Origin of the sequence: Streptococcus pyogenes (assembly GCF_002055535.1) — a bacterium.
GTDB classification, from domain to species: domain Bacteria; phylum Bacillota; class Bacilli; order Lactobacillales; family Streptococcaceae; genus Streptococcus; species Streptococcus pyogenes.
Window position 1 is genome coordinate 1,010,157 of sequence record NZ_LN831034.1, and the last position, 13,475, is coordinate 1,023,631.

A 13,475-nucleotide genomic window follows, 5' to 3' on the forward strand; every position below is an offset into this window, starting at 1 on the left:
ATAAAGCCAAGACGGCTAGATAACAGAAATTAAAGCAGATTATATTAAATCTGTAAAAGAATAGGGGAGTAAATCTCCAACAGTCATTTCAACAGTTTGACCATTTTTAGCAATTAAAGTGACTAAAGAAGAAGGATCAAAAAATTCTGCCATTACCTGACGACAAGCCCCACAAGGAGATACAGGTTGCATAGTTTCTCCATAAATAGCAATTTCAACCAATTCTTTATGACCATCAGATATGGCTTTAAATATAGCTGTTCGCTCTCCACAATTTGTCAGACCAAAACTAACATTTTCAATATTACAGCCAGTATAGATCGTTCCATCTTTTGTTTTTAAAGCTGCTCCTACTGGAAAATGAGAGTAAGGGACATAAGCATACTCACTAGCTTGTACAGCACAACTAACTAAATCAGTAGTCCCCATTTAACATCACCTTTCATAATAGCTACATCTATTGAAACCCCTGTAGATACTTTAACGAAATATGCACCCGACTTGATAGATAATTAACGTGATCTAACTTTAGCACTTATATCATCTCCGATAGACTGGTAATTTCTTTGCTTTGAAGTAAACGACCGTTCAAAACGATATCAATCTCTTCAGCACTGTTTGAATTAACATCTTTAACTTCAACTAGTTCACTGGCATCCGACGTTTCTCCAAAAAGAAAGACTATAACGGTCCCGTCAGTACATTAACGTCGACACCTTAGAAGCATAGACTATTCAACATGGATTGATACAGATATTTGTAAAATTATAAATATTGACTTTTCAATCACTTGATCAACCTGTGATCGAACGCTACCTATCTTTAGTAGCGTATGGTTGATTGTCACCATAACAATGACACCTTAGAAGATAATGATAATAATCTCTTGGTAATCAGTTGTTATACACCTATTTTAACATTTTTTTAAAATTATGAAAGCCTTTTTCAGTTAAAATACATTAAAAAAGGTTACTCGAGTAGAGGGGCTACCCTAGTATAATATTAGTTATCTATAATTTAAAAATAACTCTTTACTATTTAAGCAAACCTAATTTAAATGAGCAATTGTTGATTATTTAAATTAGGCTTGCTTTATACTTCTTAATACATAATAACCTTTATCTTTCCTTAATATCTCAACATTACCAAAAATAGTTGCCATTTTTGCTTTAGCGCTAGGAGCTCCTTGTTTTTTTTGAATCACAATCGTTAAGTCACCATTAACCACTAAAAAATCTATGCTTTTTTCAATAATACTATGAACTACTCTCTTTCCTGCTCTAATAGGAGGATTACTAATAATATGCTCAAAATGGCCACTAATATTTTCATAAATATTTGATTGAAAAATAGTTACTGCCACTTGGTTATTAGTTGCATTTTTTCTAGCTAAATCAAGAGCACGATTATTGATGTCCACTAAGGTTGCGTCTACCCTTTGAACCTTGGCTAGACTAATCCCAAGAGGGCCATAGCCGCAACCTAAGTCCAGTACACGTTCGTTCTCCTTGAAATTTAGTGTCTTTAATAATACTTGGCTACCGAAATCAACCATTTTCTTTGAAAAGACACCTGAATCCGTCAAAAAAGTAAAGGGATGATTAAGCAGCTCTACTTTTACTTCATGAATATCGTGTAGGCTATCTGGATTTTCATCATAATACATCTTTGTCATCATTTTTCCTATCTTTTTAAGGTACTTTTTCATTCTATCATACTTTGAAATGGTTTACAAGACGCTTGTTTTTTAACAATTTTATCTATATTACAAATAAAAACCGAACTTTAACTATTTGTTAGAATATAGCAGGATAATTGTACTAGGAATGTGTGGCTTTTTTGAGTTAATTGTATTAATTTTCGTGTAAATACTAACGAAAAATTATTTATTTTTTAACTAAAATGGTATAATGTAAGCACTGTCAAATGATTAGGAGCTACCATGTCAAATGAATTTATTAACTTTGAAAAAATTTCTAGAGAGTCTTGGAAAACATTACATCAAAAGGCAAAAGCTCTCCTCACACAAGAGGAACTTAAAAGTATTACTAGCTTAAATGATAACATCAGTATTAACGATGTCATTGATATCTACCTTCCATTAATTAATCTGATCCAGGTTTACAAAATTGCGCAAGAAAATCTTTCTTTTTCTAAAAGCCTTTTTCTAAAAAAAGACATTCAATTAAGGCCTTTTATTATTGGAATTTCTGGTTCAGTAGCTGTTGGTAAATCAACAACTAGTCGTCTTTTACAACTTTTATTATCACGAACGCACCCCAATAGTCAAGTCGAACTGGTAACGACTGATGGTTTTTTATATCCTAATCAGTTTCTTATTGAACAAGGACTGTTAAATCGTAAAGGATTTCCAGAATCTTATAACATGGAACTTCTCTTAGATTTTCTAGATTCCATCAAAAATGGTCAAACTGCTTTTGCACCCGTCTATTCTCATGATATTTACGATATTATCCCAAATCAAAAACAATCATTTAATAACCCTGACTTCCTTATCGTCGAAGGTATTAACGTTTTTCAAAATCAACAAAACAATCGTTTATATATGAGTGATTACTTTGATTTTTCTATTTATATTGATGCAGACAGCAGTCACATCGAAACCTGGTACATTGAACGGTTTCTAAGCATTTTAAAATTAGCAAAACGTGACCCTCATAATTATTATGCCCAATATGCACAATTACCTCGATCTGAGGCTATAGCATTTGCGCGCAACGTTTGGAAAACCGTTAATTTAGAAAATCTTGAAAAATTCATTGAACCTACACGTAACCGTGCTGAATTAATTTTACATAAAAGTGCTGATCATAAAATTGATGAAATTTACCTCAAAAAGTGATAAAGGGTTGCCAAACGCATATATTTTCTATATAATAATGTAGTTAGATTAATTTGGAGGTGAAAACATTGGCAAATATTAAATCAGCTATTAAACGCGCTGAACTTAACGTTAAAGCAAACGAAAAAAACTCAGCACAAAAATCAGCTATGCGTACTGCTATCAAAGCATTTGAAGCTAACCCATCTGAAGAGCTTTTCCGCGCTGCTTCTTCAAGCATCGATAAAGCTGAATCAAAAGGTTTGATTCACAAAAACAAAGCAAGCCGCGATAAAGCACGCCTTGCTGCAAAACTTGGCTAATAAATATCCAATGAAAACTCCAGCTGGAGTTTTTTTATACGGTAAAAACTCAAAAAATACAATAAAGCGTTGACAGTTAAAAATAACTTTAAAAGGGCTGACCTTATTGGTCGCCCTTTTTAGCTTATAGTTTGACTTCAAAAATACTACCTTTAGGATCATTATCCTTTACTGTAATATTTCCTTTTAAAGACATCACGATTTGCTGAGCTAAAGCCAACCCCAAGCCAAATCCACCTGTTTGCCGTGTTCTAGCTTTGTCAACTCGATAAAAACGATCAAAAATCTTTTTCTTTTCTTCATCTGTTATCCCTGGACCATTATCAATAACAGAAATTAATAAATTTTTGTCCGTTGTTTTCACTATAATTTCAATAATACCATTTTTATCTGTATATTTAATAGCATTGTCAAATAAAATCGTTATTAATTGTTTTAGTAAAGCCTTATCCATTCTTAACGATCTATTGACTTGGTTCTGAAAATAAAATATTTTTCCATATTCTTTAGCAACTAGTTCATAATTCTCAAAAATAGCATTAAAAAAATCTGTATCTAAATGAGTCCACTGTGGATTAATGCCATCATCTCGTCTTGCTAAATTTAATAAATTAGTTGTTAAGATGCGCATGTTGCGAACCTCGTCTAAACTAGAAGCGAGATGCTCACTATTTTCTAATATCGTTTCGTTGGGCTTACGAAAAAGCGATTCCAGACGATTCTGTAAGACCGCCAAAGGGGTCCTTAATTCATGACTAGCATTTTCAACAAACATTTTTTGTTTTTCATAGCTTTCTAAAATAGGTTTTCTGCTCCACTTGGCTAAATAAATACTTGCTAAAATAGAAATTAGCCAAAAAACACTCATAACTATAATAATAATGCGCTCATAACGTTCATTAGCGCGGTCTAATTGTTCCACATTTACTACTGCCATCATATAGGCAACTGCAGGATAATTTTTGATATGAACCCCTACAGTTATCGTATGGTATTTTTCTTCTTGTCCATAAAAATTCATTAAACTGGTGGTTTCAATACTCCCCAACCGGCGTTTATCTAAATGAAAATTTTGATAGTTAGAAAACGCATCAAAAGCATTTAAAATTGTTCCATTAGCACTAAACAAAATGATATCTGTATTAGCTGCAGGCGTTCCTAATAACTTAGAACTATCTGAATCAGGCAGCGCCTTAATAATGTTATTTTCAGTATCAAAGTAAAAAGAAGATATTCTAGCCATCGTACGATTAGCATAGCTACTTGCATTATTACTAACAGAAACTAAACTACTGTCAACTGACGAATAAACGCCAAACCGCATAATCTGTAAGATAATAATAGTCATAATGACAAAAATACCTGTAAAAACCGCAAAAAAATGAAAAAAGTGGTTATAGTTATCTGATAAAATCTCTTTTTTTAATTTATTCATTGTTTTTTAGAATATATCCTACGCTTCTTAAAGTTTGAAGCCTGTTAACAAAACAGGTACCTTTTAATTTTTTCCTTATTTTAGAAATGTAAACTTCAACAACCGAAATCGTAGTATCACTATCGAATCCCCATAAACGATCAAAAATTTGTGTCTTTGGTAAAATAACGTTTTGATTTTGCAAAAGATACACCAACAAATCAAATTCTTTGCCAAGTAATTCAACTACTTTCCCTTCAACCTTCACCTCTTTTCGAGCTAAGTCAACCACTAAATTGCCAAAACTAATATTTTTATCTGCAAATTTCCCTGTTCTTTTTAACAGTGCTTGAATTCGCATTTTTAACTCTTCTAAATAGAACGGCTTTGTCAGATAATCATCAGCACCTAATTCAAATCCGTGGCCTTTATCATCTAAACCCTCTTTAGCTGTCATGATCAATACAGGAATTTTAATATCTTTTTCTCGCAATTCTTTTAAGACTTGAAAGCCATTTTTCTCCGGCAACATAAGGTCTAACAAAATCAAATCATAAATACCACTTTCTGCTTCGTATAAACCTTCATCGCCATCAAAAACTTGCATGACGTCTGCAAAATCATCTAAAAAATCAAAAATGGAATTTGATAAGCTCAAGTCATCTTCTACTAATAATATTTTTATCATGTCTCTACCTCAATTGTTCTTAAATAAAGTAACTATCACTTCATTTAACTTAGTCTCATTTCTGATAACAATTTCTAACGAGACTATACTACAAAAAGCTTAAGGTTTACTAAAATATTAATACTCCTTTAAGGCATTTAAAGCATAATGATTAAATCATTTATAATTGTTCTTATTCACCACCTGGTAAAAAAGTATTTAAGAGGCTAATAGCCTTCGCTTTAAAGTGCAATCTCCTTTTGAATTAAACTATGGATAATCATTTAGTTATAGACGGAACTAAGAAAGGAAGCTAGCTCACTACAAAAAAGAGCTGGAAAGTCCCCCAACTCTTTTGCTTATGGTCTAGTAATGACTGAGAGCTGCAATAACTGCTTCTTTTTCTTTAGTAATCAAAGCAACACGTGCTTCAATTTCATTAATTCCCATGGTAATATTACGGCTAATAGCCATATCATCTAGCTTAGGTTCAAAGAAAGATTTATATTCTGCTAGATGTTTTGGTGTTTTAAAGTTACTTGCTGGATAAATAACAAATTTATCAAAGCTCATATCTCCACCAAGTGCAGATTTAATCCAATCCCAATTTTCTCTAGCCCATTCCCAAATGATATCTTGAGTAAAGCTTTGTCCAAGCAAAGCATTGTACCAATAAGATAAATCCTGAGGTTTAATAATATCTTTATCTTTTAAACTAACAAGAATACGTCTAATAGTAGTTGGTTGTTTTGTTTGACTAAAAGCAACCGTTAAATCACTGCGTAAATTATTATCAGTAGTTGCTACATAAGTCTCAAAATAAATATCAACCAAGCTATCTGTTTCAAAATATTTCATTTGGTTGGCTAAAACCAAGCGACGAACAGCTGCTGGAATACTTGCAATATTGTTTTGATATGCTTCAAAAATAGTTCTCAATCCGTCAATAATCGTCTGATTTTCTGCTAGCCACAAGCGGCCCAAGGCAACCTGACGTACCATCTCATCTTCATCTGATTCGTCAGCTTTTTTCTCAAAACCATGCTGATTAAAGTCTTCTTGATAGATGGTGGTTACCAAGCGATTAAAGGATTTTTCTGCTAAGCTTCCTTCATCAATGAAGCGTTTCAAACCAGAGACCACTTGTTGAACCGCTTCTGCTACCATATAAGACTTAGAATCGTCCAATTGAGCAATTAAGTCAACCAACTCAGCATAGGAAATCAAGCCACTATCTGCCAATAAACGACGTTCTTGAATAACTTGTAAAGCAGAAGTATTATCAAGTTGGGCAAGTTCAGTGACTAAGGCATCTAATAATGATCCTTGGTAGTCTGTAATGTAATGAGCTGTATTATCAATATTGAAACGTAGAGCTCCTTCATTTTCTGCTGCCAATTGACTAAAGTTTGGAATGACCATTTCTGCCTCTGTCAAAGTTTCAGGAAGGCCATGCCAATTAGTGTTTAAAGGAATCGGCCAAAGGCGACCTTTTTCTTCACCTTTTCCAATAAAAAATTGTTTTTGACTCAAAATCAATTGATCGTTTTCAAGGCGAGCTGTTAAAACTGGATAACCTGGTTGTTCAAGCCAAGCATCCATAAAAGCAGCTACGTCTTTGCCTGAAGTATCTGATAAAATATTCCATAAATCACGCCCGACAGTATTTCGATATTGATATTTTTCAAAGTAGTGATGTAAGCCAATGGCAAAATCACGATCACCAATAAAACGGCGTAACATATGCATCAAACGACTACCTTTTGCATAGACAATAGCAGGATCAAACAATGTATTTATCTCATCTGGATGATTGACTTCAACATGCACTGATTGAACACCATCAGTAGCATCACGTTTTAAAGCAAGAGGAATACCGCCTGTTTGGAAATCTTCTATTATTTTCCAAGACGGCTCAATAGCCTCGATAGAGACATATTCCATCATGTTGGCAAAACTCTCATTTAACCACAGATCGTCCCACCATTTCATTGTAACCAAGTTTCCAAACCATTGGTGTGCTATCTCGTGGGCGATTACAAGTGCAACTTGTTGTCGGCTTTGAACAGTCGAATTTTCATCTACTAATAAATAAATTTCACGATAAGTGATTAAACCCCAATTTTCCATAGCACCAGATGAAAAATCTGGAAGCGCAATATTAAGAGATTGCGGGATTGGGTAATGTACTCCAAAATAGTCTTCATAAAAGTTGATAACACGAACTGCAATATCCAATGAAAAATCAAGCGAGCTAAGAGGATGCGCTGTTGTCGCATACACACCAACAGTTGTTCCTTTTTTGCTTTCTACAGTCTTTCCATGAAGTTCTCCTAGCGCAAACGCTAGCAAGTAAGATGACATTCTTAGTGTCGTATCAAATGTCCAAAGACCAGTCTCCTCGCGACGGTCAATATTGACTTCTGGCATATTCGATAACGCTATCTCACCAATTTCTTGATCAAAGGTCAAGCTTAAATCAAAAGTAGCTTTTGCTTGTGGTTCATCGATACATGGGAAAGCTTCACGTGCAAAATGGCTTTCAAACTGAGTTGAAATGACTTCTTTTTTCTCACCATTTTTAGTGTAATATGAAGGGTAAATACCTGTCATATTATCTGTAATGCTACCTGAAAATTCAATGACAAGCGTCATCATTCCTGTTTCAGGTAATTCAACACGCACAACTTCATTGTCGTTATCCACTTGATAAATAACAGCTTCATTATCGAGCAAAATAGACTTAATGTCCAAATCTTTTTGGTGGAAAGCCACATGATTATCTAAAGCTTCACCATTAATCGCAACATTCCCCGTAAATGTTTTAGTCTGACGATTAATATCTAAAAAGATGTTATAATTTTCAGGCACAAATGTTTCGATGAGATGTTCTACTGTCTTCATATAACTCCTTAATTCTAATAACAAATCATAATAGATCAACAGATGATACCTAAGTATCATCTCTGTCTACATATATTTGTTAACCTAACAAAATCAGATTCAGCAAAGAAAACTTTTCTTGTTAGTTCATTTTCTAACTTGCACAATTTCGTATAAAACCAGGGACTGGCAAGCTGTTTCCCAGTCTCATTATAGCATAATTTCTTATAATTCAATAATTTTTCCAGTTTTAAGATAAACAATCCATTCACAAATGTTGCGAGCATAGTCACCAATACGTTCCAAATACATTAATACTTGAAAATATTCTTTTCCTGCAAAAACAGCATCTGGAGACTTACGGATTTCTTCAACAGCTAAGGTTTGGATATTACGGAAATATTGATCGATAATCTCATCAGAAGCTGCGATTTCATAAGCTTTTGTATCGTCAGCATTGATATATGCATTAAGGGCTTCTTCTACCATCTGTTTCACAGCTTTTCCCATAAGGTTGATTTGTTCTTCAACCACTGGAATACGCTCCTCACCTTTCATACGAATAGTGGCCTTGGCAATCGAAGCAGCATGGTCACCCATACGTTCAATATCACTTGATGCCTTTAAAACAGTAATAACCATTCTAAGATCATTCGAAACTGGCTGTTGTAGGGCAATAATTTCCAGCGATTTCTTTTCAAGCTTTGTCTCAAAATTATTAATAGTGTCATCTTCTTCGATAACTTCTTTGGCCAATTCACGATCATGACTAACAAAGGCACGAACAGTTTTATTGATTTGTGCCAATACTTCCGTTCCCATTGAATAAAACTGGTTATGCAATTTATCTAATTCTTCTTCAAATTTCGTTCTTAACATGATTTTTTCTTCCTACAATCTAGTCATTATAATAAAAACACAGAGGGGTCAACCATATACATCTTTCTCAACCAAATTTACCAGAAATATAGTCTTCGGTTTCTTTGCGCTTAGGATTCATAAACATGGCTTTTGTAGGACCACACTCAAGTAAGTCACCCTCCAAGAAAAAACCTGTTCGATCTGATAAACGTGAGGCTTGCTGCATTGAGCGGGTCACAATAGCCAGTGTATAATCTTTTTTTAATAACAATAATGTTTCTTCAATTTTCCCAGCTGAGATAGGATCAAGAGCTGAGGTAGGTTCATCTAAAAGGATTATTCTGGGGCTGGTAGCAAGAACTCTAGCTATGCAAACTCTCTGTTGCTGTCCGCCTGATAAGCCAACCGCAGAATCATGTAAACGATCTTTGACTTCATTCCAAATGGAAGCCCCTTTAAGAGAGCTTTCAACAGCATGGTCTAAGATTGATTTATCTCTGATACCTTTTAAGCGAAGGCCGTAAACCACGTTCTCATAAATAGACATCGGAAATGGGTTGGGTTGTTGGAATACCATACCAATTTCTTTGCGTAAATCAACCGTATCTGTCCTTGGACTATAAATATTGTGTCCGTTATAGACGATAGAGCCTGTAATGGTTACTTCAGGATTCAAATCATTCATACGGTTGATAGAACGCAAGAGCGTTGATTTCCCAGATCCAGAAGGACCAATTAAAGCTGTTATTTCATTTGGATAAAGGTCCAAAGAGACATCTTTTAACGTTTTCTTTTGATTGTAGTAAACAGAAAGGTCTCTGATCTGTAAAATAGGTTCTGTCATCATATTACCTTTCTAACCAAAGTGCCCTGAAACGTAGTCGTTTGTTGACTGACATTGCGCATTTTGGAAAATATTACGTGTCTTATCATATTCAATGAGGTTGCCTAAATAGAAGAAGGCAGTGTAATCACTGGCACGAGCTGCTTGTTGCATATTGTGGGTCACAATAATAATCGTGTAATTCTTCTTCAATTCAAACATGGTTTCTTCCAGCTGCATCGTTGCAATCGGGTCAAGGGCAGAGGCTGGTTCATCCATTAATAGAATATCAGGTTTGACAGAAATGGCTCTAGCAATACACAAGCGTTGTTGCTGACCCCCTGATAAGGTGAAGGCTGATTTGTGAAGGTCATCTTTAACTTGATCCCAAAGCGCGGCTTGTTTCAGTGAAGTCTCAACAATTTCATCTAAAACTTTTTTGTCTTTCACACCAGCTCTTTCATGGGCAAAGGTAATGTTTTTATAAATGGATTTAGCGAAAGGATTGGGTCTTTGAAAAACCATTCCTAAGTGCTTGCGAATCTCGTAAACATTCATGTCTTTTCGATTAACATCAATGCCCTGATAAAGAATCTCACCTGTAACCCGAGCAATATCAATGGTATCGTTCATGCGGTTAAGACTACGAAGATAAGTTGATTTGCCACAACCAGATGGACCAATCAAGGCTGTTATTTTATGTTTTTCAAACTGCATATCAATCCCTTTGATAGCTTCTTTCGCACCATAGTAAACATGTAAATCCTTGGTAGCTAGAGCAAGCGTTTCTTCAGGAAAAGTGATGATATGACGTTCATTCCAATTGTATTCTGTCATGATTTCTCCAATATCTTATTTCGCTGCTGTCATTTTAGAATGAAGTTTCTTCCCAATAAAGTGAGCTGAAAAGTTGAAAATAAGGATAAAAATTAATAGCACTGCTGCACTTCCTGCGGATACAAGAGTAGCATCTGGAATTGTCCCTTCGCTATTGACTTTCCAAATATGAACAGCAAGGGTCTCAGATTGACGGAAAATAGAGATTGGACTAGTAACACTAAGTGGATTCCAATTTGACCAATCCAGAGCTGGTGCTGATTGACCAGCAGTATAGATAAGCGCTGCCGCTTCACCAAAAATACGACCTGAAGCTAAGACAATACCTGTTACCATTCCCGGGAGAGCTTCTGGGATAACCACATAAAAAACCGTTTCCCAGCGTGACAGGCCTAAAGCTAATCCTGCTTCTCTTTGGGTATGATGAACATGCAGTAAACTATCTTCAACATTACGGGTCATTTGAGGAAGATTAAAGACCGTCAAAGCAAGAGCCCCTGAAATAATAGAAAAGCCATATTCAAACTGCACAACGAAAATCAAGTAACCAAAGAGCCCCACAACCACAGATGGTAGGGAAGACAGAATCTCAATACAGGTTCTAATAAAGTTGGTAACAGGTCCTTTTTTGGCATATTCAGCCAAGTAAATCCCCGCTCCAGTTGATAAAGGAATGGAAATAATTAAAGTAACAATCAATAGGAAGAAGGAATTATACAACTGGATACCAATTCCCCCACCAGCTTCGTACGAAGACGATTTTCCTGTTAAAAAGGACCAGCTGATGTGTGGCAAGCCACGGACAAGGATATATAGAATTAAGGAAGCTAAAATAGCTACAATAATTCCAGCAATGGTATAAAGAGTACCAGTTGCTACTTTATCGACTTTTTTAGCGTTCATAATTTCTCTTTCTTTCTTTCGTGATTAATTTGACAAGGGAATTGAAGGCCAGACTCATTAATAATAAGACTAGGGCAAGGGACCAAAGCACATTATTTTGGACCGTTCCCATAACCGTGTTACCAATACCCATTGTCAAGACAGACGTTAAGGTTGCGGCTGGTGTCGTTAGTGAACTTGGCATTACAGCAGAGTTACCGACTACCATTTGGATAGCCAAGGCTTCTCCAAAAGCTCTTGCCATTCCAAAAATAACAGCGGTAAAAATTCCTGGACGAGCTGCATTAAGGACAACACGCCAAATGGTTTGCCAACGTGTTGCTCCCATAGCCATAGACGCTTCGCGGTAATGACGAGGCACCGCCCGCAGACTGTCTGTTGTCATAAAAGTCACTGTTGGTAAAATCATAACAAACAAGACACAGACCCCAGATAGGATTCCAAAACCTGTGCCACCAAAGATAGAGCGCATAAAAGGAACAATCACTTGCAAACCGATAAACCCATAAACAACCGAAGGAATTCCAACCAAAAGCTCAACCGCAGGCTGTAATAATTTAGCGCCATATTTAGGTGAGATTTCAGTCATAAAAACGGCTGCGCCAATGGCAAATGGGGTGGCAATAATAGCAGATAAAATGGTAACCAAAAAGGATCCTGTAATCATTGGCAGAGCACCAAGATAAGGAATGCCGGCCGCATTTTTTACACTTGGTTGCCACTCCTTTCCAAACAAGAAATCAAAAAGATTAACCTTGTCAACAAAGAAGGTTGACAACCCTTTTTGAGCAACGAAGATCAGAATCATCGCAACGATAAAAACAATCAAAGCCAGACACAAAAACGTAATGGTGCGGCCAAAGGTTTCAAGCCTTGAATTCTTTGATGGTGAGGCTAATTTTTTAGCCAATTCCTGATTTTCCATAATTCCTCCATTACCTTTTTGTTACTTTTCCATCATGAGATTTGACCACTTCCATATCATTTATCGAAATATATCCCATATGTGTAACAATGTTCTGTTGTACTTCATCTGAAAACATATAATCAAGAAATTCCTTGGTCAACCCTGTTGGTTTATCTTTGGTATACATGTGTTCGTAGGACCAGATTGGCCAATCATTTGTAGCCACGTTCTTAGCATTTGCCTTAAACCCATTTAATTGCAAAGATTTAACAGATGAATCAACGTAGGCAAAGGAAAGGTAAGAAATGGCACCTGGTGTTTGTGAAACAATCGATTTAACCATCCCATTGGAGTCTTGCTCTTGACTTTGTTTAGCGTTGACCCCTTTCATGATAACACTGTCAAAGGTTGCTCGTGAGCCAGAACTTGCTGCTCGGTTGATCACTGAAATCGCAAGATCTTCTCCTCCAACTTGTTTCCAATTGGTATATTCTCCTGAAAAAATCTTTTGCAACTGCTGACTACTGAGATTGGAAACCTTGACTTTAGGATTGGCAATAACTGCAAGTCCTGCAACAGCTACTTGATGATCAACTAATTTAGAAGCATCAATACCATCTTTTTCTTCCGCAAAGACATCACTATTTCCAATTTGGACAGCTCCTGATTGAACTTGAGACAACCCTGTACCTGAACCACCACCTTGAACATTGACAGTCTTGCCTAGATTACTGCTTCCAAATTCATCAGCTACTGCTTCTACTAAGGGTTGTAGTGCTGTTGATCCTACAGCGGTTATTGACTCACCTTTATCAATCCAGCTAGAACATGCGGATAAAAAGAAAGTTGATAGGGCCAAAAGACTTAACAAAAAGAATTTTTTTTTCATTTTCATTATTTATTTCCTATTCGTAAAAATAAAGGGTATATATGTAGAAACTAAGTGCCACATATTCTTTATAGTAACATATCTACCTATGCTTTGAAAGCATTTTTTCTTTAAATATTTAACTTT

General features: G+C 35.6%; 13 protein-coding genes. 2 read left to right on the forward strand and 11 right to left on the reverse strand.

Features of this window, described 5'->3' with window-relative positions; genetic code table 11:
- Positions 1 to 39 precede the first annotated feature (39 nt).
- Together B6D67_RS05395 and B6D67_RS05400 are read right to left on the reverse strand one after the other, a co-directional pair.
- Positions 40 to 429, reverse strand: coding sequence for a cytidine deaminase (locus B6D67_RS05395; RefSeq protein WP_011285547.1), 390 nt, complete (start codon positions 427 to 429; stop codon positions 40 to 42).
- A gap of 652 nt (positions 430 to 1,081) precedes the next feature.
- Positions 1,082 to 1,675 carry a class I SAM-dependent methyltransferase gene (locus B6D67_RS05400; RefSeq protein WP_010922352.1) on the reverse strand — a complete coding sequence of 198 codons (594 nt, stop codon included), beginning with the start codon at positions 1,673 to 1,675 and terminating at the stop codon, positions 1,082 to 1,084.
- A 267-nt stretch (positions 1,676 to 1,942) separates the two neighbouring features.
- Here B6D67_RS05400 and coaA point away from each other — a divergent pair, with 267 nt between their 5' ends.
- Both coaA and rpsT read left to right on the forward strand, forming a co-directional pair.
- Positions 1,943 to 2,863 carry a type I pantothenate kinase gene (coaA, locus tag B6D67_RS05405; RefSeq protein ID WP_010922353.1) on the forward strand — a complete coding sequence of 307 codons (921 nt, stop codon included), beginning with the start codon at positions 1,943 to 1,945 and terminating at the stop codon, positions 2,861 to 2,863.
- A gap of 53 nt (positions 2,864 to 2,916) precedes the next feature.
- The gene (rpsT, locus tag B6D67_RS05410) at positions 2,917 to 3,165 is read left to right on the forward strand and encodes a 30S ribosomal protein S20 (RefSeq protein WP_009881183.1); all 249 of its coding nucleotides are present in this window, start codon (positions 2,917 to 2,919) and stop codon (positions 3,163 to 3,165) included.
- A 124-nt stretch (positions 3,166 to 3,289) separates the two neighbouring features.
- Here the strand turns inward: rpsT and B6D67_RS05415 are convergent, their stop codons facing one another.
- The 9 genes from B6D67_RS05415 to B6D67_RS05460 all read right to left on the reverse strand — a co-directional run bounded on the left by B6D67_RS05415 (position 3,290) and on the right by B6D67_RS05460 (position 13,355).
- Positions 3,290 to 4,600, reverse strand: a complete 1,311-nt coding sequence (locus B6D67_RS05415; protein WP_010922354.1) for a sensor histidine kinase — start codon at positions 4,598 to 4,600, stop codon at positions 3,290 to 3,292.
- A complete protein-coding gene (locus B6D67_RS05420) occupies positions 4,593 to 5,267 on the reverse strand; it encodes a response regulator transcription factor (RefSeq protein ID WP_010922355.1) in 675 nt (224 codons plus the stop codon). The genes B6D67_RS05415 and B6D67_RS05420 overlap by 8 nt, the downstream gene beginning before the upstream one ends.
- 345 nt (positions 5,268 to 5,612) lie before the next feature.
- On the reverse strand, positions 5,613 to 8,150 hold the full coding sequence (locus B6D67_RS05425) for a M1 family metallopeptidase (protein WP_010922356.1): 2,538 nt from the start codon (positions 8,148 to 8,150) through the stop codon (positions 5,613 to 5,615).
- A 204-nt stretch (positions 8,151 to 8,354) separates the two neighbouring features.
- A complete protein-coding gene (gene phoU, locus B6D67_RS05435) occupies positions 8,355 to 9,008 on the reverse strand; it encodes a phosphate signaling complex protein PhoU (RefSeq protein ID WP_002984514.1) in 654 nt (217 codons plus the stop codon).
- Between the two features lie 67 nt (positions 9,009 to 9,075).
- Positions 9,076 to 9,834 (reverse strand): phosphate ABC transporter ATP-binding protein PstB, encoded by a 759-nt coding sequence (gene pstB, locus B6D67_RS05440; RefSeq protein WP_002993892.1) that lies wholly within the window; start codon positions 9,832 to 9,834, stop codon positions 9,076 to 9,078.
- 12 nt (positions 9,835 to 9,846) lie between these two features.
- Positions 9,847 to 10,650: a phosphate ABC transporter ATP-binding protein PstB gene (pstB, locus tag B6D67_RS05445; protein ID WP_002984509.1), complete on the reverse strand. Its 804-nt coding sequence runs from the start codon at positions 10,648 to 10,650 to the stop codon at positions 9,847 to 9,849.
- 15 nt (positions 10,651 to 10,665) lie between these two features.
- Positions 10,666 to 11,553, reverse strand: a complete 888-nt coding sequence (gene pstA, locus B6D67_RS05450) for a phosphate ABC transporter permease PstA (RefSeq protein ID WP_010922358.1) — start codon at positions 11,551 to 11,553, stop codon at positions 10,666 to 10,668.
- Entirely contained in the window at positions 11,543 to 12,478 is a 936-nt protein-coding gene (pstC, locus tag B6D67_RS05455; RefSeq protein WP_010922359.1) for a phosphate ABC transporter permease subunit PstC, read from the reverse strand. The genes pstA and pstC overlap by 11 nt, the downstream gene beginning before the upstream one ends.
- 10 nt (positions 12,479 to 12,488) lie before the next feature.
- Complete coding sequence (locus B6D67_RS05460) at positions 12,489 to 13,355, reverse strand: phosphate ABC transporter substrate-binding protein PstS family protein (protein ID WP_002993896.1); 867 nt, start codon at positions 13,353 to 13,355, stop codon at positions 12,489 to 12,491.
- Positions 13,356 to 13,475 lie beyond the last annotated feature (120 nt).